Annotated in this window: 21 protein-coding genes; 8 read left to right on the forward strand and 13 right to left on the reverse strand. The window is 58.0% G+C overall.

The window, feature by feature from the left end:
- The first annotated feature begins 37 nt into the window (after positions 1-37).
- Entirely contained in the window at positions 38-778 is a 741-nt protein-coding gene (locus tag ACYZTZ_RS27410; protein ID WP_462000224.1) for a hypothetical protein, read from the forward strand.
- Positions 779-918: 140 nt separating this feature from the next.
- Here the strand turns inward: ACYZTZ_RS27410 and ACYZTZ_RS27415 are convergent, their stop codons facing one another.
- Complete coding sequence (locus tag ACYZTZ_RS27415) at positions 919-1,776, reverse strand: SDR family oxidoreductase (protein WP_462000225.1); 858 nt, start codon at positions 1,774-1,776, stop codon at positions 919-921.
- A gap of 189 nt (positions 1,777-1,965) precedes the next feature.
- On the opposite strand from ACYZTZ_RS27415, the gene exbB reads away from it, so the two are divergent.
- From exbB to ACYZTZ_RS27445, 6 genes are all read left to right on the forward strand, one after another.
- Positions 1,966-2,934, forward strand: coding sequence for a tonB-system energizer ExbB (gene exbB / locus ACYZTZ_RS27420; RefSeq protein WP_462000226.1), 969 nt, complete (start codon positions 1,966-1,968; stop codon positions 2,932-2,934).
- Positions 2,935-2,940: 6 nt separating this feature from the next.
- Positions 2,941-3,369 (forward strand): TonB system transport protein ExbD, encoded by a 429-nt coding sequence (gene exbD / locus ACYZTZ_RS27425; RefSeq protein WP_008150131.1) that lies wholly within the window; start codon positions 2,941-2,943, stop codon positions 3,367-3,369.
- Positions 3,366-4,115 carry an energy transducer TonB family protein gene (locus ACYZTZ_RS27430; protein WP_462000227.1) on the forward strand — a complete coding sequence of 250 codons (750 nt, stop codon included), beginning with the start codon at positions 3,366-3,368 and terminating at the stop codon, positions 4,113-4,115. The genes exbD and ACYZTZ_RS27430 overlap by 4 nt, the downstream gene beginning before the upstream one ends.
- Positions 4,116-4,393: 278 nt before the next feature.
- Complete coding sequence (locus tag ACYZTZ_RS27435) at positions 4,394-5,323, forward strand: hydrogen peroxide-inducible genes activator (RefSeq protein ID WP_008150125.1); 930 nt, start codon at positions 4,394-4,396, stop codon at positions 5,321-5,323.
- Positions 5,324-5,332: 9 nt separating this feature from the next.
- Entirely contained in the window at positions 5,333-7,408 is a 2,076-nt protein-coding gene (gene recG / locus ACYZTZ_RS27440; RefSeq protein WP_123367553.1) for an ATP-dependent DNA helicase RecG, read from the forward strand.
- Between the two features lie 78 nt (positions 7,409-7,486).
- Positions 7,487-8,887, forward strand: coding sequence for an aminoacyl-tRNA deacylase and HDOD domain-containing protein (locus ACYZTZ_RS27445; RefSeq protein WP_462000228.1), 1,401 nt, complete (start codon positions 7,487-7,489; stop codon positions 8,885-8,887).
- A gap of 78 nt (positions 8,888-8,965) precedes the next feature.
- Here ACYZTZ_RS27445 and ACYZTZ_RS27450 read toward each other — a convergent pair whose 3' ends face one another.
- Positions 8,966-9,349 (reverse strand): helicase, encoded by a 384-nt coding sequence (locus ACYZTZ_RS27450; RefSeq protein ID WP_462000229.1) that lies wholly within the window; start codon positions 9,347-9,349, stop codon positions 8,966-8,968.
- A 601-nt stretch (positions 9,350-9,950) separates the two neighbouring features.
- Here ACYZTZ_RS27450 and ACYZTZ_RS27455 point away from each other — a divergent pair.
- The gene (locus tag ACYZTZ_RS27455; RefSeq protein ID WP_462000230.1) at positions 9,951-10,337 is read left to right on the forward strand and encodes a DUF6124 family protein; all 387 of its coding nucleotides are present in this window, start codon (positions 9,951-9,953) and stop codon (positions 10,335-10,337) included.
- A 51-nt stretch (positions 10,338-10,388) separates the two neighbouring features.
- Here ACYZTZ_RS27455 and ACYZTZ_RS27460 read toward each other — a convergent pair whose 3' ends face one another.
- The 11 genes from ACYZTZ_RS27460 to tssM all read right to left on the reverse strand — a co-directional run bounded on the left by ACYZTZ_RS27460 (position 10,389) and on the right by tssM (position 24,845).
- Complete coding sequence (locus tag ACYZTZ_RS27460; RefSeq protein WP_462000231.1) at positions 10,389-10,604, reverse strand: hypothetical protein; 216 nt, start codon at positions 10,602-10,604, stop codon at positions 10,389-10,391.
- 117 nt (positions 10,605-10,721) lie between these two features.
- Positions 10,722-11,588 (reverse strand): tetratricopeptide repeat protein, encoded by an 867-nt coding sequence (locus ACYZTZ_RS27465; protein ID WP_462000232.1) that lies wholly within the window; start codon positions 11,586-11,588, stop codon positions 10,722-10,724.
- Positions 11,575-12,441, reverse strand: coding sequence for a tetratricopeptide repeat protein (locus tag ACYZTZ_RS27470; RefSeq protein ID WP_462000233.1), 867 nt, complete (start codon positions 12,439-12,441; stop codon positions 11,575-11,577). The genes ACYZTZ_RS27465 and ACYZTZ_RS27470 overlap by 14 nt, the downstream gene beginning before the upstream one ends.
- Positions 12,428-13,294, reverse strand: a complete 867-nt coding sequence (locus ACYZTZ_RS27475) for a tetratricopeptide repeat protein (protein WP_462000718.1) — start codon at positions 13,292-13,294, stop codon at positions 12,428-12,430. Before ACYZTZ_RS27475 ends, ACYZTZ_RS27470 begins: the two co-directional genes overlap by 14 nt.
- Positions 13,281-14,147, reverse strand: a complete 867-nt coding sequence (locus ACYZTZ_RS27480; protein ID WP_462000234.1) for a tetratricopeptide repeat protein — start codon at positions 14,145-14,147, stop codon at positions 13,281-13,283. The genes ACYZTZ_RS27475 and ACYZTZ_RS27480 overlap by 14 nt, the downstream gene beginning before the upstream one ends.
- The gene (locus ACYZTZ_RS27485) at positions 14,134-14,946 is read right to left on the reverse strand and encodes a tetratricopeptide repeat protein (RefSeq protein WP_462000235.1); all 813 of its coding nucleotides are present in this window, start codon (positions 14,944-14,946) and stop codon (positions 14,134-14,136) included. The genes ACYZTZ_RS27480 and ACYZTZ_RS27485 overlap by 14 nt, the downstream gene beginning before the upstream one ends.
- 43 nt (positions 14,947-14,989) lie before the next feature.
- Complete coding sequence (locus ACYZTZ_RS27490; protein WP_462000236.1) at positions 14,990-17,176, reverse strand: phospholipase D-like domain-containing protein; 2,187 nt, start codon at positions 17,174-17,176, stop codon at positions 14,990-14,992.
- A 14-nt stretch (positions 17,177-17,190) separates the two neighbouring features.
- Positions 17,191-19,566, reverse strand: coding sequence for a type VI secretion system Vgr family protein (locus tag ACYZTZ_RS27495; protein ID WP_462000237.1), 2,376 nt, complete (start codon positions 19,564-19,566; stop codon positions 17,191-17,193).
- A 28-nt stretch (positions 19,567-19,594) separates the two neighbouring features.
- Positions 19,595-20,596, reverse strand: coding sequence for a serine/threonine-protein kinase (locus ACYZTZ_RS27500; protein ID WP_046045026.1), 1,002 nt, complete (start codon positions 20,594-20,596; stop codon positions 19,595-19,597).
- Entirely contained in the window at positions 20,593-21,321 is a 729-nt protein-coding gene (locus ACYZTZ_RS27505; protein ID WP_309675623.1) for a PP2C family protein-serine/threonine phosphatase, read from the reverse strand. Before ACYZTZ_RS27505 ends, ACYZTZ_RS27500 begins: the two co-directional genes overlap by 4 nt.
- On the reverse strand, positions 21,321-24,845 hold the full coding sequence (gene tssM / locus ACYZTZ_RS27510) for a type VI secretion system membrane subunit TssM (RefSeq protein WP_462000238.1): 3,525 nt from the start codon (positions 24,843-24,845) through the stop codon (positions 21,321-21,323). The genes ACYZTZ_RS27505 and tssM overlap by 1 nt, the downstream gene beginning before the upstream one ends.
- Positions 24,846-24,850: the final 5 nt, after the last annotated feature.

A 24,850-nucleotide genomic window follows, 5' to 3' on the forward strand; every position in this document is an offset into this window, starting at 1 on the left:
CGATCTTGTAAAGAAAGGGTTCTGAAAGGATTCCACCATGCGCAAAGCGCTAGCTCTCTCGCTGGTCGCCCTACTCTTGGGCGGTTGTGCCAGCAACCCTGCCGACCGTGACATCAGCGGCACCTGGATCAATCAAGTGGCGATCGATGCAGCAGCCAAAGGCGGCCCCCTGCGCGAAGCGCTCCAGGCCTATGGTCCGAACCTGGAATGGGACGTGAACACCAAGGCCGGCCAGGCCCGCTACACCAATGGTTTTGAAAATGTCGACGGCAAGTTGCTGGGCGAAGCGTCCGGCGCCTGGAAGGTCGACTTTTATGGCAGCTCCGCCAGTGAGCTGAAGCGTGACGGCAAGCAACTGAGCCAAATCGCCAGCGACAATGAGCCGGAGCAAGTCTTCGACCGCGCGCAGGTTACGGTGCCGGACGGCGCACCGGTGGGTGCCAGTTTCGAACGCGCACTGTATTCGGCCTACATGGGCGGCAGCTGGAAAGTCGTCAGCGGTCCCGGTGAAGGCAATACCGTGCAATTCCAGGCTGACGGCCAGGTTGCCGGCCTGCCGGGGGCGGATCGCTATGCCCTGTGTCTGGCAGGCGATTGCGCGTCGATGAGCGGCGGCAACGACAACATGTGGCTGCAACTCAATGGCCAGGGCAATACCTGGATCTTTGCGCGCAAGGGCAAAGAGCTGGAGATCTTCCAGACCATGAACACCGCTCAGACGGACGAGATGCCATCGTTCACGCCGGGTGATCGCAAGTGGTTGCTCGAGAAGCAATAACCCGGCCATAAGGCCAACGCATAACCAATGTGGGAGCGAGCTTGCTCGCGATGAGGCCGTAACATTCAACATCATCGTTGACTGTTATGCCGCCATCGCGAGCAAGCTCGCTCCCACATTTGGTTTGTGGTGACCGGAAGTTAGCCGCGGCCTTCAAGAATGGCGGCGTAACCTTCGCGATAGCTTGGGTACTTCGGTGCCCAGCCCAAGGCTTTGGCCCGTGCATTGCTGCAGCGCTTGCTGCCAGTGCGCCGCACGCTCGCGTCGTCATCCCACTCGGTCACGCCCAAATACTCCCGTAGCCAGCCCACCACTTCGGCCAGTGGCGCAGGCGCATCGTCCACACCGATGTAGACGTCATCCAGCGCCACACCGCGACGATCCGCTTCAAGCAGGCACGCCAGCAACCCCGCCGCATCGTCGGCGTGAATGCGATTGCCGTACAACGGTGGATCGATGGCCACGCGATACCCCCGACGGACCCGAGTCAGCAGCGATTCGCGACCTGGGCCGTAAATGCCAGTCAAACGTACGATGCTGGCCGGGATGCCGCTTTGGAGTGCCACTTGCTCCGCCTCCAGCATCAATCGACCCGAATAGCCTGTTGCAATGGTCGGCGAAGTCTCATCGACCCACTCGCCATCCTGCTGGCCATACACACTGCTGCTGGAAACAAACAGCAGGCGATTGGGCACCTGCCCGTAGTCGTTCAGCCATTCCAGAACATGCTGCAAGCCCTGCACATAAGCAGCGCGATAACCGGCTTCATCGTGATCGGTGGCAGCCGCGCAATACACCAGGTAATCCACCGCACCGACTGGCCAGGTCGCTGGACAGTCTTCATTGAACAAGTCACCGGCAACGCCGATCACGCCCTTTGGCAGACGCGAGACATCACGCCGCAAGCCGTGAACCTCCCATCCGCCAGCCAACAATTGCGTGGCCAGACGACTACCAACATCACCACAGCCGGCGATCAAAACAGAAGGCGCGGACATCAGAAAACTCCCATCAGAAAGGCACAGACTAGCGCTGGCAATGGACGAGCGGCTAGCAATGAAGGAAAAAAAGATACTCTATTACTTTTGTTAACAAGAATTACTTGCAATAATGCCTGCCACTTTTGTTCTCGGCCTCACGAGGCCTGGAAGAACATTTACCGTCTTTTTCTCTCAGGTCCGGCCAGCATGACACGCAATCAATTCCCCGCTTCGCCAACCAAACGACCTCGCGCCTGGAGCGCGGTGGCCGCCCTGCTGCTCAGCCTGATGCTGGCGCCGACCGCCGCTTTCGCTGACGCACAAGCGCCAGCCGCTCCGGCAGCCACTGCTGCACCAGCTCCAACTCCAGCCGATCATGTTACCCCGGCTGCGACCGACCCGGCCCAAGCCGTAGACACCACCGCCGAAGACGTTCCGGAAGTCCTCGAAGCCGACAACACCCTGGGCATGGCCCACGACCTGTCGCCGTGGGGCATGTACCAGAACGCCGACATCATCGTGAAAATCGTGATGATCGGTCTGGCCATCGCCTCGATCATCACCTGGACCATCTGGATCGCCAAAGGCTTCGAGCTGATGGGCGCCAAGCGTCGACTGCGCACCGAAATCGTCCACCTGAAAAAAGCCACCACCCTTAAAGAAGCCAGTGTGACAGCCACCAAGCAAGGCACCCTCGCCAATTTGCTGGTGCATGACGCCCTGGAAGAGATGCGTTTGTCGGTCAACAGCCGCGAGAAAGAAGGCATCAAGGAACGTGTTGCCTTCCGCCTCGAGCGTCTGGTTGCAGCCTGCGGTCGCAACATGAGCAGCGGCACCGGCGTGCTCGCCACCATCGGTTCCACCGCGCCGTTCGTCGGGCTGTTCGGCACCGTGTGGGGCATCATGAACAGCTTTATCGGCATCGCCAAAACCCAGACCACCAACCTCGCCGTCGTGGCTCCCGGCATCGCCGAAGCCCTGCTGGCGACTGCACTGGGTTTGGTTGCAGCGATTCCAGCCGTAGTGATCTACAACGTCTTTGCCCGCTCCATTGCCGGTTACAAGGCGCAAGTATCCGATGCCTCGGCTGAAGTCCTGCTGCTGGTCAGCCGTGACCTCGATCACCTGCCGACCACCGAGCGCTCCGCGCAACCCCACATGGTCAAAGTAGGGTAATCAGCCATGGGCTTGCATTTGAAAGAAGGCGCAGACGACGATCTGGCCGAGAACCACGAAATCAACGTCACGCCGTTCATCGACGTGATGCTGGTGCTGTTGATCATCTTCATGGTGGCGGCCCCGCTCGCCACCGTGGACATCAAGGTCGACCTGCCCGCTTCCAGCGCCAAACCGGCGCCACGGCCAGAGAAACCGGTGTTCCTCAGCGTCAAGGCTGACCAACGCCTGTTCCTCGGCGAAGACGAAGTGAAAGCCGAAGCACTCGGCGCCACCCTCGACGCCAGGACCAAAGGCAAGAAAGACACGACGATCTTCTTCCAGGCCGATAAAGGCGTGGATTACGGCGACCTGATGAGCGTGATGGACAACCTGCGCTCTGCCGGCTACCTGAAGGTGGGTCTGGTCGGACTCGAGACGGCAGTCAAGAAATGATCACGACGCGCCAAAAGCTGACGCGTTACAGCGCGAGCCTGGCCGTGGTGCTGGGCGTCCATGCGCTGGCCATTGCGCTGGCGCTGAACTGGACGTCGCGCCCACCGATCGAGCTGCCGCCGCAGGCGATGATGGTCGAATTGGCACCAGTTCCGGCCCCGCCACCGCCGGCACCGCCGAAGGTCATAACGCCGCCACAGCCACCCGCCCCGGTGGAAGAGCTGCCGATACCGAAGCTGGCTGAAGTGCCGAAGGCCGAGATTGCGGTGCCAAAACCGGTCAAACCCAAGCCAAAGCCTCAACCGCCCAAGCCTGTGGAGAAAAAACCGGAACCGCCTAAAGAGAAGCCGTCCGAGGAGAAACCGAGCGACGCGCAACCGACTCAGGCGCCAACGGAGAAATCCGCACAACCGGCACCGGGCCCATCACCGGCGCAGCAAGCGGCCAAGGCCAGTTGGCAAGGCACCCTGCTCGCTCACTTGGCCAAGTACAAGAAGTACCCGGCCAGTGCGCAGGCGCGGAACAAGGAAGGGGTGAACCGTCTGCGCTTCGTGGTGGATGGTGAAGGTAACGTGTTGTCGTTTGAACTGGTGACCGCTTCCGGCACTGCCGATCTGGACCGGGCCACCCTGGAAATGATCCGCCGCGCCCAACCGCTGCCAAAGCCACCGGCCGACATGTTGACCAACGGCGCCATCGAAATCGTTGCACCGTTTGTTTACTCGCTGGAAAAACGCCGGCGCTAAACCGCCGCAGATCCCCATGTGGGAGCGGGCTTGCTCGCGAAGAGGCCAGCACATTCAACATCTATGTTGACTGACGCACCGCTTTCGCGAGCAAGCCCGCTCCCACAGGGACTTCCAACAGCAGGGATATCTACGAAAGGCACCCGAAAAGGTGCCTTTTGCATATCCACCCGCGGCAAACCTGCTTTGCCCTGTGTCACTCAACACACTCAGTCTGATAACGTGCGTCTATCGATTGCAGCCGGTATGCTTGGCTCGCAACTTCATGGACGCTTGCTATGACTCTTACAGAATTACGCTACATCGTTACCCTCGCCCAAGAGCAGCACTTCGGCCACGCGGCCGAGCGTTGCCATGTCAGCCAGCCGACCCTGTCGGTGGGCGTGAAAAAGCTTGAAGACGAACTCGGTGTGCTGATTTTCGAGCGCAGCAAGAGTGCCGTGCGCCTGACTCCGGTTGGCGAAGGCATTGTCGCCCAGGCGCAGAAAGTCCTGGAGCAGGCCCAAGGCATCCGCGAACTGGCCCAGGCCGGCAAGAACCAACTGACCGCGCCGCTGAAAGTCGGCGCCATCTACACCGTCGGCCCGTACCTGTTTCCGCACCTGATTCCACAACTGCACCGGGTCGCCCCGCAGATGCCGTTGTACATCGAAGAAAACTTCACCCACGTGCTGCGCGACAAACTGCGCAACGGCGAGCTCGACGCGATCATCATCGCCCTGCCGTTCAACGAAGCCGACGTGCTGACTTTGCAGCTCTACGACGAGCCGTTCTACGTCCTGATGCCGGCCCAGCACCCGTGGACCCAAAAAGAATCCATCGACGCCGCCCTGCTCAACGACAAGAGCCTGTTGCTGCTCGGTGAAGGCCACTGCTTCCGCGATCAAGTGCTGGAAGCCTGCCCGACCCTGGCCAAAGGCAACGACGGCGCCAAGCACACCACGGTGGAATCCAGTTCCCTGGAAACCATCCGCCACATGGTTGCGTCCGGTCTCGGCATCTCGATCCTGCCGCTGTCGGCAGTCGACAGCCATCACTACGCCCCCGGCGTGATCGAAGTGCGTCCACTGACACCTCCGGTGCCGTTCCGCACCGTGGCCATCGCCTGGCGCGCGAGCTTCCCGCGGCCGAAAGCGATTGAAATCCTCGCTGACTCCATTCGCCTGTGCTCGGTGGCCAAGCCGCAAGCACCGGTGGTTGCGGCCTAAGTCGCTGCCATGACCGAGTTGTCGCAAGTGTCGGTGACGGCACTCAAGGGTGTCGGCGAAGCCATGGCCGAGAAATTGGCCAAAGTCGGCCTGGAGAATCTCCAGGACGTGCTTTTTCACCTGCCGCTGCGCTATCAGGACCGCACGCGCGTGGTCCCGATCGGCCATTTGCGACCCGGGCAAGATGCCGTGATCGAAGGCACCGTCAGCGGCGCCGATGTGGTCATGGGCCGCCGCCGCAGCCTGGTGGTGCGCCTGCAGGACGGCACCGGCGGGCTCAGCCTGCGTTTCTACCATTTCAGCAACGCCCAGAAAGAAGGCCTCAAACGCGGTACGCGGATTCGCTGCTACGGCGAAGCACGGCCCGGTGCGTCGGGGCTGGAAATCTACCACCCGGAATACCGCGCCATCACCGGCGACGAACCGCCGCCGGTGGACGAAACCCTGACCCCGGTTTACCCGCTCACCGAAGGCCTGACCCAACAGCGCTTGCGCCAACTGTGTATGCAAACCCTGACGATGCTCGGCCCCACCAGCCTGCCCGATTGGCTGCCGACCGAACTGGCGCGGGACTATCAACTGGCGCCGCTGGCCGATGCGATCCGCTACCTGCACCACCCGCCAGCCGATGCCGATGTCGACGAACTCGCCCTCGGTCATCACTGGGCGCAGCACCGTCTGGCCTTCGAAGAACTGCTGACCCATCAACTGTCCCAGCAGCGCCTGCGCGAGAGCATGCGCTCCCTGCGCGCGCCGGCCATGCCGAAAGCCACCCGGCTGCCGGCTCAGTATCTGGCCAACCTCGGTTTCACCCCGACCGGCGCTCAGCAACGGGTCGGCAACGAAATCGCCTACGACCTCAGTCAGCACGAGCCCATGTTGCGGCTGATTCAGGGCGACGTCGGCGCGGGTAAAACCGTGGTCGCAGCCCTCGCCGCACTCCAGGCCTTGGAGGCCGGATATCAAGTGGCGCTGATGGCGCCCACCGAAATCCTCGCCGAGCAGCATTTCATCACCTTCAAGCGCTGGCTCGAACCGCTGGGCATTGAAGTCGCGTGGCTGGCCGGCAAGCTCAAAGGCAAGAACCGCGTGGCCGCACTGGAGCAGATTGCCAACGGCACACCAATGGTGGTCGGTACCCACGCGCTGTTCCAGGACGAAGTGCAGTTCAAAAACCTCGCACTGGCGATCATCGACGAACAACACCGCTTCGGCGTGCAGCAGCGGCTGGCCCTGCGGCAGAAAGGTGTCGGCGGGCGGATGTGTCCGCATCAGCTGATCATGACCGCCACACCGATTCCCCGGACCCTGGCCATGAGCGCCTACGCCGACCTCGACACCTCGATCCTCGACGAACTGCCACCCGGCCGAACTCCGGTGAACACCGTGCTGATCACCGATACCCGGCGCGTCGAAGTCATCGAACGGGTGCGCGGCGCCTGTGCCGAAGGGCGTCAGGCCTATTGGGTGTGCACGCTGATTGAAGAGTCGGAAGAGCTGACCTGCCAGGCCGCCGAAACCACCTATGAAGACCTCACCGCCGCCCTCGGCGAGTTGAAGGTCGGACTGATCCACGGCCGCATGAAGCCCGTCGAGAAAGCCGCGGTCATGGCCGAATTCAAGGCCGGCAACCTGCAACTGCTGGTCGCCACCACGGTGATTGAAGTCGGCGTCGACGTACCGAACGCCAGCCTGATGATCATCGAAAACCCTGAACGCCTCGGCCTAGCGCAGCTGCACCAGTTGCGCGGCCGCGTGGGTCGGGGCAGCGCAGCCAGTCATTGCGTGTTGCTTTACCATCCACCGCTGTCACAGATCGGTCGTCAGCGTTTGGGCATCATGCGCGAAACCAACGACGGGTTTGTCATCGCCGAAAAAGACCTTGAGCTGCGCGGCCCCGGCGAAATGCTCGGCACACGTCAGACCGGCCTGTTGCAATTCAAGGTCGCCGACCTGATGCGCGACGCCGATCTGCTGCCCGCCGTGCGCGACGCCGCCCAGGCGCTGCTGGAGCGCTGGCCGGATCACGTCAGCCCGCTGCTCGACCGCTGGCTACGTCATGGGCAGCAATACGGCCAAGTGTGAGCACCGTCGCAGTTTCTGAACCACCGTTCTGAGCAAGCTGGTTATACTCCTGCCATTGTTTTAAAACGGATACAGACCATGACCGAAGTTGCCCTCGCACCCGCCACCCCGCACGCTCCGTCGGTTATTCGGCTGATGCTGGGCAAACTGGGTATCACCTACGAAGAAGTCCTCGACCATCACGGCCTGAACGCCGCACGCAAAGTGCAGGCTGTTCTGCTTGATGACGCCGTGGGCACGCTCATGGTGCTGTTCCCGCAGAGCCAATTGCTGGACCTCAATCGCCTCGCCGAACTGACCGGCCGCCGCCTCACCGCCGTGTCCACCGAACGCCTGGTAAAAATGCTCGGCAAACACAACCTGAGCCTGCTGCCCGGGATGCCGGCGCTCACCAGTTCACCGTGCCTGTATGAAGAAAGCCTGCTGCGCGAGCCGAAGTTGCTGATCAACTCGGGCGAGCCGGGCGTGTTGCTGGAGATCACCAGCGAAGACTTCAAGACCATGCTGACCAAGGCCAGCGCCGCCAACTTCGGCGAAGCGCTGATCAGCATTCGCCCGAACCTAGACCGCCCTCACGATGACCGTGAGGAAATCACCCAGGCTGTTCAAGCGTTCACCGCACGGCGCATCCAGCAACGCCTGGAAGAGACCATCGAGATTCCGCCGCTGGCCGAGACCGCGCAGAAAATCATCAAACTGCGTGTCGACCCCAACGCCACCATCGACGACATCACCGGCGTCGTCGAAACCGACCCGGCGCTGGCCGCACAGGTTGTGAGCTGGGCGGCGTCGCCGTACTACGCCTCGCCGGGCAAGATTCGCTCAGTAGAAGACGCCATCGTGCGGGTGCTGGGTTTCGACCTGGTGATCAACCTGGCGTTGGGCCTGGCCCTGGGCAAAACCCTGAGCCTGCCCAAAGACCACCCGCAACACACCACGCCGTACTGGCAGCAATCGATCTATACCGCCGCCGTCATCGAAGGCCTGACCCGCGCCATGCCCCGCGCACAGCGCCCGGAAGCCGGGCTGACCTACCTCGCCGGCCTGCTGCACAACTTCGGCTACTTGCTGCTGGCCCACGTGTTCCCGCCACACTTCTCGCTGATCTGCCGCCACCTGGAGGTCAACCCGCACCTGTGCCACAGCTATGTCGAGCAACACTTGCTGGGCATCAGCCGTGAACAGATCGGCTCATGGCTGATGCGCTACTGGGACATGCCCGAAGAACTGGCCACTGCCCTGCGCTTCCAGCACGACCCGGGCTACGACGGCGATTACGCCGAGTACCCAAACCTCGTGTGCCTGGCGGTGCGCTTGCTGCGTAGCCGCGGCATCGGCTCCGGCCCGGATGAAGACATCCCGGATGCATTGCTGGAACGCGTCGGCCTGACCCGCGACAAAGCCAACGACGTCGTCAGCAAAGTCCTCGAAGCTGAAGTCCTACTGCGTGAACTCGCTTCGCAATTCACCCAGGCCTAAAAAAACCCGCTCCCACACTCGGTCAAATGTGGGAGCGGGCTTGCTCGCGAAGAATCCAACTCGGTCCAACTGACCCACTCAAGCCTTAGCCTTCGCCTTCCTAGGCTTCAAATACTTGGTCAACCCCTGGAACCAGATCACCAGCGCCGGGTTGCCCTTGATCTGAATCGACTTGTCCTGAATCCCCGTCATAAACGCCAACTGCTTGTTCTTCGCCTGCATCGTGGCAAAGCCATACGCCGCGTCTTTAAAGGCAATCGCAAACGCCGGCTCGGCATACACGCCGGACCTGCTGGTGATGCGCTGATCCTTCACAAAGAAATGCCGCGCCACTTTCCCGTCCAGGGTCTGTAACTGGAATACAAGCTCCTTGTCACCCAACTGCTGCTGAAACGCAGGATTAGTCCGACTGGCCTTACCCATCAACAAACCCAGCATCCACAGAAGAAAACGAAATTTCATGCGCACAGCCTCAAAAGGAAAATGAACGGCCGGCGCAGTGTAGCGGCTTCAAGCGAGAACGCCACTGTCTGGTTGCGTTAGAAGAAGATGAACTGCTTTTCCCGCATGATGACCGCCAAGTCACACTTTCTACCCACCTGAACCGCGCCTACCTGATCGTTCCCACGCTCCCGCGTGGGAACGCATCCCGTGACGCTCAGCGTCACCTCCCGGCACCTTCCCTACACCTGAAGAAACACAATCCTGTAGGAGCTGCCGAAGGCTGCGATCTTTTGATCTTGATCCCCTCAAACCTCTCGGACATTTCCTTCAACACGCCGGGCTGTCCGTGAACTAGGCAGTCTTCGGTATCACCGATAGTCTCTGGTGGTCGCCGCAAAATCGGTGACACGGACGTGCAAGTCCGAATCCAGGTGCGCAATTGCTTATGGCTATTCGTCGAGCGTTTTCCTATGCTCGCGGATCGTTATGGCGGCTGTGCGTCGGAGACCTTCGGGTCTGCCGGTTCCTGGATCGGTCTTGCACACCAACGCGCAGCTGCCACCTCTTTCGAAGTGCAAAGCGAAACGGTGTCGGTCTCTTAATTCCAGGAGATACATCTATGATCAAGCCAACACCTAACCCCCCCGAACACGAAGACACATCCCCCTACGAATCCTTAGATTCAAAAAAACTCCACGAAGCCGCCGAACGCGCCCTCGATCTTCACCTCGGCACGCCTGCGGATAAAAAACCTAAACGTCGCAATGGCGACCTCTTCATCGTCGCTCCCGACCTCCACACCGAAACCGTCCTGGCCAACGCCTCGGAAGACCTGCTGTCCATCAGCGCCATCGCCGCCGACCTGGCCGACAGCGTAGAAGGCTCACGCCGCTCCGTCGCACTGGCACTCAGCAGAATGGCGGTCGGTGTGCATCTGTTAGTGGAGCGAGCGCTGGACCATATTGATTCGCCGAATCCGGCGGAGCATCGCGCCAACGCGAAATAGCAAACAGGGGGGGGCGATGGGTTCAGCCTGAAAACCCATCCTTCCCCCGCTCTACGGACGACTGTCTTTCGGCCAAAAAATAGCGACTGCGCCGCTTAACAAGCTCAAGACAAACAGCACCCACGCCACGGTGAAGGCAACATCAAGGCCACTGGATAGGCTTCCGCTGCCAGTCGCTCCGGCAGCGATCCCCCCCAACCCCAGCACTGCACTGAATATCGAAAGGGCTAACAACACAGCCGCCAAAATCCCCAAGGTTTTACGCATTACAGTGCTCCTTCATTCGTCGAGTCCTTCATGGACATGCTGAGTCGAAAACCTGTGCACCGCGAGTTTGAGCGGGATGCTTTTTTCTGACGCAGAGTCTCTCATTTCGTTGCAGGATTAGTAGTCGTCATCACGTCCCGTGGGTTTCCAGTTGATGTCTTTATCGGCGTGATAGCCCTGAATAGGGTGCGGTGGGAGTGGGTAGTCTTTTGCTAAATTAGGTAAACGTAGATCAGAATCACGGTAGAAGCGACTCGATATATCATCATAGACTTTCGCTAATTTGGCATTCTTCGGATAACCGTTCAACCCCTCTTGAAAAACATCCCTAACTTCCATAGCTCCTTTATCCTCCCCTAAGGCAGCAGCGCGCTGATAATAGTGCATAGCTACCGGATAATTTTTATCTATTCCCTGATAGTACGTGCCCAACTTATAATTAGCATCGGCATACCCTTGTTTAGCGGCGCACTTTATATAATTCAGGCCGGTAGCGTCTTTATTCTTATCATATACATATATGTATCCGATTCTTGTTTGTGCCTGTGGACTTCCCAGGTCAGCCGCCTTGATCAGGAAGAGCATGGCATTCTTATCGGACTGCACAACGCCAACGCCACGCTGGGTCATCAAACTCATATCGTAATAACCCAAGGGCACCTGTAACTTCACCATCTCCATATATAGGTCGACAGCTCTATTTGTATCCTTGACAACCCCGTCGCCACGCAAATAAAGCTCAGCGAGATTATGCATGGCCTTCCAATGATTTTTCTCTACCGCTTGCTGATAAAGCCGAGCGACTTCCGTCCAGTTTGCAGGGCGTTCTTTACTGATAGAGCGTCCCTGTTGAAACCACTGCTCCGTCTGTTGATTCAAAGGCGGAGCAGTATCTTGCTCGTGGAGACACCTGAATTCGTCTGCCACAACAAGTCCACTGACACTCAATAAGCTCGCGATCAGCGTCACTTTAATAATCGTCATCACGTCCCGTAGGTTTCCAATTGATATCTTTATCGCCGTGATAACCCTGAACCAAATTTGGTGGAAGAGGAATATCTTTGGCTAGATTGGGAAGACGAAGTTCTGGGTTATTTGATAATTGGCTCGACACTTCGTAGTACGCCTTAGCTAGCCTCTCATCCTTTCCATAAGAAAACTTGCCTTCCCGTAACGTATTTTCGATTTCCATAGCACCTTTACGTTCCCCCAAGGAAGCAGCGCGTTGATAGTAATGCATTGCCACGGGGTAATTCCTATCCACCACCTCATAGTAGCCACCCAATTCATAATTTGCCTCTGCGTTGTCCTGAAGCGCTGCGCAGCGCAAATAAGACACTCCTAGCTGATATTTTTTTAGGTTGTAAATGTACATATTTCCCAGTCTGATCTGCGCTATTGGGCTCCCCATATCCCCAGCTTTAAGCAAAAATAGCATGGCATCTTTATCGGACTGCACTACCCCAACACCCCGCTGAGTCATCACACCCATATCGTAATAACCCAAGGGTACCTGTAACTTCACCATCTCCATATATAGGTCGATAGCTCTATTTGTATCCTTGACAACCCCGTCGCCACGTAAATAAAGCTCGGCGAGGTTGTGCATGGCCTTCCAATGATTTTTCTCTACCGCTTGCTGATAAAGCCTAGCGACTTCCGTCCAGTTTGCAGGGCGTTCTTTACTGATAGAGCGTCCCTGTTGAAACCATTGCTCCGCCTGTTGATTCAAAGGCGGAGTAGTATCTTGTTCCTGGACACATTTGAATTCGCCGGCCACAGCAAGCCCACTGCCACTCAATAAGCCCGCAGCCAGCAATGCTTTAATAATCGTCATCACGCCCAGCCGGTTGCCAGTTGATATCTTTATCGCCGTGATAGCCCTGAACCGGATTTGGAGGTAACGGGTGGCTTTTCGCTAGGCTTGGAAAACGAAGTTCCGGATTACTCGACAACTGGCTTGATATTTCATAATACGCATCTTCAATTTTCTTATTTTTCTGATAAGAAAACAGTCCATCCCGAAATACACTTTCGATTTGCATAGCACCTTTTCGTTCACCTAAGGCAGCAGCCTGTTGATAATAATGCAATGCAACAGGATAATTTCTATCAACTATTTTGTAGTATGCGGCCAATTCATAATTTGCCTTTGCATCATCTTGATTCGCCGCACAGCGCAAATAAGACACCCCTAGTTGATATTTCTTCAGGTCGTAAATATAAATATTTCCCAGCCTGGTCTGTGCTAGCGGGCTCCCCATATCCCCAGCCTTAAGCAAAAACATCATTGCGTCTTTTTCGGACTGCACTACTCCGACACCACGCTGGGTCATCACACCCATAACGTAATAACCCAAGGGCACCTGTAACTTCACCATCTCCATATATAGGTCGACAGCTCTATTTGTATCTTTGGCAACCCCGTCGCCGCGCAAATATAGCTCGGCGAGATTGTGCATGGCCTTCCAATGATTTTTTTCTACCGCTTGTTGATAGAGCCGAGCGACTTCCGCCCAGTTTGCGGGCTGCTCTTTACTGATAGAACGTCCCTGTTGAAACCACTGCTCCGCCTGTTGATTCAAAGGCGGAGCAGTCTCTTGTTCATGGACACACTTGAATTCGTCGGCCACAACAAGTCCACTGGCACATAATAAGCCTGCCGCCAGCCATGCTTTAATAATCGTCATCACGTCCCGTAGGTTTCCAGTTGATATCTTTATCGCCGTGATAGCCCTGAATAGGATGCGGTGGGAGTGGGTAGTCTTTTGCTAAATTAGGTAAACGTAGGTCAGAATCACGGTAAAAGCGACTCGATATATCATCATAGACTTTCGCTAATTTGGCATTCTTCGGATAACCGTTCAGCCCTTGTTCAAAAACATTTCTGATTTCCGTTACCCCTTTTGGCTCTCCTAGAGCAGCAGCACGCTGGTAGTAGTGCATGGAAACAGGATAATTTTCATCCACAACTTCATAATACGACCCCAGCTTGTAAGCTGCATCCGCATAATCTTGCTTTTCAGCACACTTTAAATACCCAAGTCCAACAGCATATTTTTTCTTATCATAGATGTATATATAGCCAATCCTGGTTTGAGCCTGCGGACTACCCAAATCGGCAGCCTTAACAAGAAACAACATAGCATCCTTATCGGACTGCACAACGCCTACCCCACGCTGCGTCATTACACTCATATCGTAATAACCTAGAGGGACCTTCAAATCAACCATCCGCATGTAAAGATCAATAGCCTTATTGGTATCTTTCAGCACACCATCACCGCGCAAATATAACTCCGCCAGATTATGCATGGCTTTCCAATGGTCTATCGCTACTGCTTGCTGATACAACCGAGCGACTTCCGTCCAGTTTGCAGGGATCTCTTTACTGATAGAGCGCCCCTGTTGAAACCACTGCTCCGCCTGTTGATTCAAAGGCGGAGCAGTATTTTGTTCATGGACACACTTGAATTCGTCAGCCACAACAAGCCAACTGAAACTTAATAAAGCAGCGGTCAGCGTCGCTTTAATAATCGTCATCGCGTCCGGTGGGTTTCCAGTTGATATCTTTATCGCCGTGATAGCCCTGAACAGGGTGTGGCGGCAGTGGATAATCCTTCGCTAAATTAGGAAAGAGTAGATCTGGATTTTTGTAAAGCTGACTAGATATGTTGCTATATGCTTTCGCCAGCTTCTCATCTTTTACGTAGCCGAAATCGCCGACCATAAAGACACCTTCAATGACCAGCGCAGCTTTGCGCATACCTAATGCGGTCGCACGCTGATAATAGTGCATAGCAACAGGATAATTAGCGTCAATATTCTTGTTGTATGAAGCTATTTTGTAAGTTGCATCTGAATAGTCCTGTTCATCTGCGCACTTAAGGTACCTAAGCCCCAAAGCGTCTTTGTTTTTATCGTATATATAGATATACCCGATCTGTGTTTGTGCCTGTGGGTTTCCAAGGTCTGCTGCCTTAATCAAAAAGAGCATAGCGTCTTTATCAGATTGCACGACCCCAACCCCACGTTCGGTCATCACGCTCATGTCGTAATAACCCAGCGGCACCTCCAGCTTGATCATGTCCATATAAAGGTCAATGGCCTTATTTGTATCTTTGCCCACCCCATCTCCTCGTAAATACAATTCTGCAAGATTGTGCATGGCCTTCCAGTGGTTTTTTTCTATCGCCTTTTCATACAGTCGTGCCACCTCTGACCAATCAGGAAGACGCTCTTCACTAATAGATCGAGCCTGCTTAAAAAATTGATCCGCTTGCTGATCCAGAGGTGGAGCAATGTTTAGCTCATGAGTGCATTTAAAGTTGTCGTCGGCCATGGCTATAACTCCAATTAGCGATAAAAATACAGTGAGTAGTGAGTTAATCAACAGCTTTTGCATAAGGCGTCACCAAATCCCAAAATCTGACCAATTTACCAACCAACGGTAACTGCTTCTTTTGTTTTTCCCAATTATCAGTTACCACTTGATCCCAAACTTCATAATCGTCCGCAATATTTTCGATCAGCGTTCCTTTGTCTGTCTTAACCGCCACCCCCGAATGCATCGCCCACAACCGCTCTCGCCACGTCCGCGTCGTTTTCGGACTAGGCATGGCGATGTTCAATTCAGAGTCCGTCTGCAAGCTGCGTAAGTTGATATTGGCCGAACCCAAGGTGAAAAACAGATCATCAACCAACAGCAATTTGCTGTGCACATAAATCGACTTGTACTGCGCCGTGCCCTGTTCAGGGCCGAGGTGTTCTTCGATGGCCTTATCCGTTTGCCGCTCTGTGCTGGTTTTTGGGGCTACCGGAGCACCACTGTCCTTGCAACTGACCAGGGTGGTAACGATGATTTTGAGCCCCTTCGGCGGGATCAGTTCGGGTTCCCGTTCACGTGCCGCGGCCTGTTTGTAGTGCTTGTTGGGGTCCGTTTCGATCAAGTCGTCGGCGCTGCTGGAGTCGATGTTCTCCTTGGCCATTTTCGCGTGCACGGCGGCAAGGTCCCGATCGCGCTGAGGTGAGCTGGGGCGGGCCGTCAATTCACGCTCGCGGAGGGCGAGTTGGCGCTGATCGTATTTGAGATCGCGGTGAGCCAAGGGCATCAGTTTTCCCTGCCCGAGGGTATCCAGCATCTCGTGCGTGGTGCTTGAGAAGTGACCGCTTTCCGGGTTGTTGGTCACCACAAACAGGTACAGGTCTTGAAGCTTGCCCGCGGCGGTGTAGTCGGCCGCGGTCTTTTTCAGGCGTTCGGCCAAGGGTTTGTAGCGGAAATACTGGTTCTCGATGTAGGCGTACTGGTGCACGTTGCCCAGGGCCTTTTCATACACTTCGAGAATGGTGGTTTCCGGCCCTTCTTCTGGCTGGGTTCTGCAGATTTGCGCAGGTTCACCGCCATTGCAGATGAGGCTCAATGGCTTGACCACTTTTCGCTGGTCGATCAACGTGCCGCTGAAGACACGTTTTATCCAGTGGGTGCCCTTGTCCCAGGCATTGCAAAAGTTGTGATTCAGGTCGAACAGCACCGGGCCACGCACATGCAGGGAGAGGTCCTGCCAGGGTCCGAAGCCTTGGTCGCGCTTGCCGGTCTGGTCGTCGAAGGCATGCTCGGTGGTGTCCCAGTAGTTGCGTTGCAGGTTGTGCCCCATGACGAAGCCTTCGGCCGTTTGCGGGTCCATGTAGTCGATCACCAGGGTTTTCTGGTGATGGCTGGGGAACAGGCCGAGGGCAAGCATCTGAATAAAAGGCACATCCGGGGACTCGCTTTTCATCAACCGCCACAGAATGGCAAGACGCCCGTAATGGACCCGCAAGCCGTTTTGGTCGTCGTAGGTCAGTTCGCCCGCCCAGTTGAAGTCGCGCGTGCGAAATTCGATGTTGCGTGCCTCACTGCTGTGCACCCAGCGGTGCCAGTCACGCGTCTTGATCTGTTCGTTCGGGTCTTGCACTGTTCCGCCCGAATCGCTGCCCTTGGTGTAGCCGCTGTCCAGCGCATCCAGGTCAATCTGGATCTTGATCAACTTGTCACGCGCGGCGCGTCTGCCACTCTCGTCGCTGGGTGAAAGCTTGGCCAGCTTTGTCTGCTCTTCCTGCTGCTTTTGCAGGAGCTTCTGGCGTTTGGCGTCTCGTCCGCTGGTGTCCGCAGGCTGGCCCTGAGTCATGCCCGAGCCCATCGACGTTCCGCCAGAACCATTCCAGCCTTCACCGATGACCGAGTTTTCCCCGAGCTGGGCCAGTCGGTTATTCCAGATCAGTACGCGGACTTCCACACCCTGATTAGCCTTTTTCTTGAGCAGTTCGCCCAGGCTGAGGCTGTCGGCTGAGCCGCGATTGAGGCGTAAACCTGGGTCAAACCCCCAGCTGATGAGGTCGATACTGCGCTTGGCCTTCTGTATGCATTCATACACTTTGCCGAACGCTTCCTCGCCACACACCAGCGGAGTGACAATGTTGCCCGCCGGGCGTGGAGGGCTCAGCGGATTATTTTTGTGCGCGAACCAGTCAGCACTCAGGGTCGCTGCGCTTTCTTCAACCGAAAGCGATAATTTCTGATCGAGGTAGGTCATTCATGTAACTCCATTTACGCCTTCGGCTCACTTTGATCTGCCCACAGTTGGCGGAATACATCGCCGATATTCGCGGATTCCAATGACGCCGCGCCCTCAGGAAAATCACGGTAGCCTTCGCGCCCCAGCTGTTCAGTTCGGTGACGTGTCTGGTCGGTAGACTCTTCACTCATGTCCATGCTGAAACGATGGCCGTTGACGGTTTCCACGACATAGTTGCGGGTACCGGGAATGTGCTGAAACACCACGTTGCCCTGCTCATCACTGAAGCCTTTGCTGATCGGCGCGCCATCCGCATAGAGCTGATAGGGCTCATCGGCATAACCGGGCATGTTCGGCAAAGGCGCAATGCGCAGACGCAGCTGTCCGGGGGGCGTTTCCTTCACAGGATTGGCTAACGCCTGATCCATCAAACTCCCCGCCTTATCCGCATCCGCAGCCCCCGGCAGCACCGGTGGTTTAATCCCAATCCCCGTCCCACTCCCAGCAGCCCCACCGGCATTAATTTTCACCACCGGCCCAACAACTGTGATGCCGCCGGCATCGAGCTTGATGAAGCTGCCACCTGCCTTTACTGTCAGCTCCATCCCGGCTTCAATGACAATCTTGTCCCCAGCCTTCAGATGAATCTCTTTCCCAACACTGGTCAGCTGCGCAGTCCCCAGCTTCACATGCTGGTTCTGCCCAATAGTCAGGTGGTCATCCAGCCGCGCTTCTGTCTTGCGATCCGCAATCGTGGTGCGATGCTCTTCAGCCTTCAGCTCGGTGTAGGTGTTCTTCTCCACCGTGTCGTGGCGTTCGTTACCCACGCGAATCTTCTGATCATGCTCAATGTTTTCATCCCAATCCCTCTGGGCATGGATAAAGATCTGCTCGGCACCTTTCTTGTCTTCAATCCGCAGTTCGTTGTACCCGCCGCCCCCCGGTGAGCTGAGGGTTTTGAACACGCTACGAGTCTTGTTCGCCGGCAGGTCGTAGGGAACGAGGTTTTCCTTGTGGTACAGGCAACCGGTTACCAGCGGCTGATCGGGATCACCTTCGAGGAAGGTGACGAGGACTTCCATACCAATCCGCGGAATGACGATGGCGCCGTAGCGGTCGCCGGCCCAACTCGAAGAAACACGCATCCAGCAGCTGGTTTTGTCATCAGCCAATCCTTCCCGGTCCCAGTGGAATTGCACCTTGATGCGGCCGTATTGGTCGCAATGGATTTCTTCGCCTTTAGGCCCGGTGACCATCGCGGTCTGGCTGCCGAGCACACGCGGTTTCGGGTGTTCCAGCGCCGGGCGGTAGAACACGTCCCACGGGGTGGCGAGGAAGCGGTTGCGGTATCCCTGGTGGAAGTCGTCCTTGTTGTCGGTGGTGTCGCTTGTCACCGACTCTTCCAGCACTTGTGGCTGTTTGCCTTCGTGGAAGATTTCGGTGAGCAGCCACAGGTCGTTCCACTCGGTGCGCGGGTGGTCGGACATTTCCAGGAAGTGGCCGCTGACGAGGGTGGTCTGATCGCTTTTGCCTTCGGCCTGGCGGTAGTCGGCGCGGTGGCGTTCGAGGGCGCGTTGGCTGAGGAATTTGCCGCGCGCGCGGTCGATGAAGCGGCCGGGGTAGTCGTAGTCTTCGAGGTCCGGTTCATCGCTTTGCGCCTCGGGTTTGTAGGCGGATTCGAGTTGCAGACGCGGTTTTTCGAAGTCGTAGTCGCGGCGGGTGACGCGGCCTGTGCGGGTTTCCAGGCGCAGTTTGAAGCCTTTGATTACCGGCTCGTCGGCGACCATGCCGCTGCCTTGGACGTAGGCGGTGGGCTGCCCGAGTTTTGGAAACACTGTCTGGTCATCGCCGAATACCAAAAGATGACCTTTGGAGCTGTGCTGGAAGTGGTAGTGAATGCCTTCCTCTTCGCACAGGCGCTGCACGAAGTGCAGGTCGGTTTCGTCGTACTGCACGCAGTAGTCGCGATCCGGGCAGGGCTGGCTTAACTGGAATTTGTAGGCGTTGCCCTTGATCCCGTGCTCGTCGAGGATCAGCGCGATGATTTTCGGCGCCGACATCTGCTGGTAGATGCGCTGATTGGTGCGGTGGTGCAGGTATTGCAGTTGCGGCACCAGGGAGATTTTGTAGCGAGTCAGGCGTTTGCCGGCATCGCCTTGGGCTACGCGGTAGATCTGGCCGTGGATGCCACTGCCCTGTGGATCGAACGCCAAAAAAGCCTGTTTATGCAGGAGCTTTTCCAGGTCGAGGTCCGGGTTTTCGCTGACCAGTTCCAGGTCGAAGCGATACGGCTGGCTGATGCCTTCGGTGCCGGTGAACGACAGCACTTGCAGGTCGCCCGAATGCACGGCGCCGACGTAGTCTTCGACGGTCAGGCTGAAATGCGTTTCGTTGGAAGGGTTAAACATTGTTTGCTCCCTGTTCGGTAGTCATCCGTTACGCCCGACGTCGCAGACGTTGCAGCCAAGTCGATGTGGCGCCCATAGCGTCACGCAGTTGGGCGGCTGTGATCGTTCGATCTGCCGCATTGAATGCCAGCGCCGTTCGCAGGGCTGGCCAGCAGTGTTTCGGGAGATTCCTGGGGGCGTGCAGCTCGCGTTCGAGGTGGCCGTCCCGAGCTTCGGTCGAGGGCAAGCGGCGGAACGGGTGTTTGCCGCCGGCCAATTCGTAGAGCACGCAGGCCACGCCGTAGACATCGGCACTGGCTGACAGCGGCTGGCCTTCGAGCAGTTCGGGCGCGGCGTAGCCGGGGGTCCAGGCGTTGAAGCGGTTACGGCTCAGGTGTGGCAGGCCGGGCAAGATGCCCTCCTCGGCCTGGCCCAGACCGAAGTCGAACAGGCGCACGCCTTCTTCGCTGAGCATGACGTTGCTCGGTTTCATGTCACCGTGCAGCACGCCGCGAGCGTGGGCGAAGGCCAGCGCGTCGAGCAGCGGCAGCGCGATGTCGCGCAGTTCTTTCCACGGCAGGCCCAGCGGCCGCTCGCAGAGTAATTTGTCCAGGGTCAGCCCACGCATGAGTTCCATGGTGATGAAGGCGCGCTGGCAATCGGTGTCCACTTCAAAGCTGTGCAAACGCAGCACGTTGTCGTGGCGCAGGCGTCGGGTCAGGGCGAACTCGCTGTAGAGCAAGGCACTGGCGTCCGGCGATTCGGCAAATTCTTCGCTGAGGATTTTCAGCGCGATGTAAGGGTCGGGGTCGCCGAACTGTTCGCTCAGCAGATCCCGTGCGCGGTAAACCGCGCCCATGCCGCCGGCACCGAGCAGGCGTTCGATGCGGTAACGGCCTGCGAGTACGTCCGGCATTTCGCCGACGCTGGCCTTTGTAGGCGCCAGTGCGGGCTCAGCTTTGTGCGACTTGGCAAACGCAAAGTAAGTCAGGTTATTGGCTTCCTCGTCAGTCACCAGCAGGTCGTCGAGCGGCGGCATGAGTTCAGTCATTTTCGGATAACCACGGCAGTCAGATTGTCCCGAGCCGAGCCACGCAAAGCGCCGTCGAACAGACGCTCCAGCGCAACGTGCGGCGCGGTCAGGCTCAGGGCGTTGCCCAAGGCATCGGTGCTCAGCCCCTGGTACAAACCATCGCTGCACAACAGAAACGTATCGCCGGGGTAAACCTCGAGTTCGAGCACGTCCAGCGTCAGCACATCGGCTGCCCCGACCGCACGGGTCAGGGCATGGGCCGAAGGATGCGCACGGGCGTCTTCGACGCTCATGTTTTGCTCGTCGATGAGTTGCTGTTGCAGCGAATGGTCCTTGGACAGCTGATACAACCGCTGGCCACGCCACAGGTAGCAACGGCTGTCGCCGGCCCAGATGCAGGCCGCGCGATTACCTTCTACGAGCAGCGCCACCACGGTGCTGCCCATGATGCTGTCATGGCGCCCGGCCGTGACGGTCAACTCCTGACCCAAGCGACGGTTAAGCCAGTGCAGGCACTGGCGGATGCCTTTGAGTCGTTCGTCGAAGTCGTCCTGCACCGGCAATTCCGCCAGGCTGGCGACGATCAGCTGACTGGCGATGTCGCCACCCTGATGACCGCCCATGCCATCCGCGACCACCCACAGCCCCTGCTGTGGGCAGTCCAGGAAAGCATCTTCGTTGCGCGCCCGAACCTTGCCCGGATCGGTACGCGCAGCGCTGCGCCAGGGACTGGCAACCAGCATCAGAGCTGCACCGGCATACGGAAGGTACGCAGCACGCCCATGTCGAACGGGTTCGGTGTGCGCTGGCTCGACAGCAAGTAGTTGGCGCGCAGGCCGCCCACGTCAGCTTTGAGCACCAGCACATCGCGACCGCTCATGTACTCGGTCTGCATCAGGTCGAACAGACGGAACAGCGACCATGGACCGGTGTTTTTCTCGATGCCGATCGGGCGGCCGGCCATTTTGTCGAGGACCAGGCTGGTGCGACCGTCTTCAGCGTCGGTCGGCCATTTGAACGACACCGGCACGATCGGGCCGTGGCGGTATTCGATGGTCTTGTCGCCAAACTTGAACTCGGAACGGCTGACGGCCGGGTCGAGGGTGTACGGCTCCAGTTTGAACTGCACTTGTGGCTCGGCCGGATTGATCGAGAAGAAGCTCTGGCGAATCACTTGTGCCGCGGCCATCTGGTCGAGGTAGACCTTGGAGATCGGCATGCTGTGACCGTCGATGCTGCGCAGACGGTAGTTGCCTGGATCGCCACTCACGAACGGACGCATGTAGGTTTCAAAGAAGCGATCGTTGATGCCCTGCGCCTTGAAGAACTCGCGGAAGTCGCTGATCGCAACGTCGCTGGTGCTGTGGGCGCTGAACGGGTAACGCTTGTTGATCGCCTTGCCGTAGAAGCTGTACAGCTCGGTCTGATAACGCTGGTTCAGGTACTGGTAGGAATCGTTCAGCACCAGACGCCAGGTGTCTTCAGCCAGGACGTTGAACCACACGCTGACCGGACGCGGCAGACGGTTCGAGGCATTGCGCAAGTTGCTCAGCGCATCACGCTGGCCGCTCATGCGGGTCTTGGCCATTTCGAACGCAGCCTGCTCCGGCGCGCTGGCACGAGCGAGGCTCGCCAGTTGCAGTTGCAGGTCGTTGAGTGCCGTCAGGGCCGGGGTCAAATCAGCGGCCGGGCCGTTGTTGTCGTCCAGCAAACGGTGCAGCGGTTCGAAGCGGCGTTGCAGGGATTTCTTCGCGGTGTCCGGCAGGTTCTTGGTCATGTCTGCGGCTTTGTCAGCTGCAGCCGCCGCGAGTTTGCCGAGCTTACCGCCCTTCTCGCCCAGTTTGTCCGCCGCCTCGGCAGCTGCATCCGCGCTGTCGGCGATCACCGGGAAACGGGTGTTCTCGCGTACTTCCACCAGCAGTTGCAGCACCGGGGAGTTGGCGGACGTCAGGCCCGCCAGTTGCTCGGCGCCCTCACTGAAGTCGCTGATTGGAGGCAGTGCAACCTGGCCGACCGCTTCGCTCCAGAAGTTGGCGTAGTCGCGGAAGTACAGTTGCTCCAGTTCGACCATCAAGCGACGCAAGTCCATGCCGCTAATGCCCGAGCCTTCGCCCAGCACCCAGTTGTCACGCAGGATATCGGTGACCAGCGCAGAGCCCTGAACCGAGAAGTACTGCTGATAACCCTGTTGGGTGTAGAAACCCGGGATCACGTATTCGGTGCCGACAAACAGCGAACCCTGTGGGCCCAAGTGTTGGCTCAAACGGTATTCCGGCAGGTTGCGAGCCTGCTCGCGCAGCATCCGGTAAACCACGTTGGCCAGCGACTCGCTGCGCAACACCTGACGCGCCTGGGCCACCAGTTGATCGTTCAGCGGGTAGATAAACGGCTGCTTGAGCAAACGCTCGAAGTGCGTGTTCAAACCGTTCTGCACGGCGGTGTTGCCGGCGTAACGCTGGGACCATTCGGTGGCCACCCAATCCTTGAGCCACGGGCCGTCGCGACGGTCTTTCATGTTCAACATCAGGTACGCACGCAGGCTGTTGAGCAAGCGTTCGCGGTCCTTCATGTTGGCTCGGATCTGCCCTTCCAGCAGGGTCGCAACCTTCGGCAGCAGTTGCGCTTCAAGCTCACGCTCGTAGGCCTCCTTGACCACCGGATTGACCTCTTCGCCTTGGTACAGGCCGCCACGTTCGTGGTACGACACGTCACCTTTTTTCGGGAAGACCTGAGTCGCCGCGTAGCGGGTGTCGAGGGTCTTGAGCACTGCCATGGAATCATCACGCGCGGTCAGGGCCGAGCGCTGTTGAGTCCAGTTTTGAGCCAGGTTACGCAGGTTTTCCAGACGCTCGTAGTTGGCGGAGAAACCGCCCGCCCACAGCATGCCGAACAGTGCCAGCGCCGCCAATGCGCCTACGTACAGGGCACGTTGGCCCCAATGGATGCGGCTGCGTTCGCGCTTGTCCAGACCGGCCAGATCGGCTTCCGGGAAGATAACGCGGCTCAGCAAATGATGAATGAAGCGCGAACGGCCGCTGCGCAAGGTCGGCAGCACGCCAGCGTTCATCCCCAGATTGGCGCCGATGCCGGCGGTGGTCTGGTCCATTTCTTGAGTCAGGTGCGGTGCGCTGGTCAGGTAGAAACCGCGCAACTGGCTGACACGCTGGTAGCGGTTGCCGGTGAACGCCATGTCGACGAACAGGCACAAGCGCTCGCCGATCTGCCCCAGTTGATGCGGGAAGTCGAGAATGCGACCACGGCGCTGGGTGTCGCGCTCCTGGTGCATGCGCATGATCACTTGGCTGTTCAGGCGACGCAGCAGCTCTTCGAACTCGGCGCGCAGCACGGCGACGTCGGTGCCGCTCTGCTCTTTGCGGAAGCTGGTGCCGAGCACCTGATCGCTTTCTTCGCGGGTCAGTTGATCGAAGAACTCGTCGAAGCCGAGCAGCTTGTCAGCCTTGCTCAGCACCAGATAAACCGGCACATCGACGTGCAGTTTTTGATGAACATCCTGCAAGCGAGCGCGCACCTGGCGAGCCAGGGTGTCGAGGTCTTGCTCGGTGTTGCCCAGCAGCATTTCCACCGGAATGGTCACCAGCACGCCGTTCAACGGACGGTTGCGGCGACGCTTGCGCAGCAGGTCGAGCAAGGTGCTCCAGGCGCTGCCATCGACTTCGGCATCCGGCTGGGTCAAGTAACGCCCGGCGGTGTCGATCAACACACCGTGATCGGCGAAATACCAGTCGCAATGACGGGTGCCGAGGGTGTCGCGGGTCAGTTTGCGGTCGATCTTGTTGATCGGAAACTCAAGGCCCGAGAAGTCCAGCAGGCTGGTCTTGCCGCTGCCCTGCGGACCGATCAGCAAGTACCACGGCAAATCACTGCGCCAGCGTTCGCTGCGACCGCGATAGAGGCTCGAGGTCTTCAGGGTTTTCAACGCATCCTTGAAGCGTACGCGAAGCTCTTTCTGCTCTTCGTCGATCAACTCTTCACGGCGGATGCGATCCTGGCCGTCTTCGGTGTCTTCGATGGCTTTCTTGCGTACGCCAGCGCGCCAGCTGACAAAGACCATGGTCAGGCCCCAGATCAGGAACAGCACACTGATGGTCAGCAGGCGGGAGGTCGAACCTTCCCAGAACTTGTAGTCATTGACCGCCAGCAGCGGCCCGACGAACCACACCAGCAGCGCGACGAACAGCACCAGCAGCAAGGTCCAGACCCAGGTCTGACGCAAGAATGCGCCGACTTTCTTGAAAAACTTTTTCATCACAC

It is taken from the genome of Pseudomonas sp. LB3P58, from assembly GCF_054897895.1.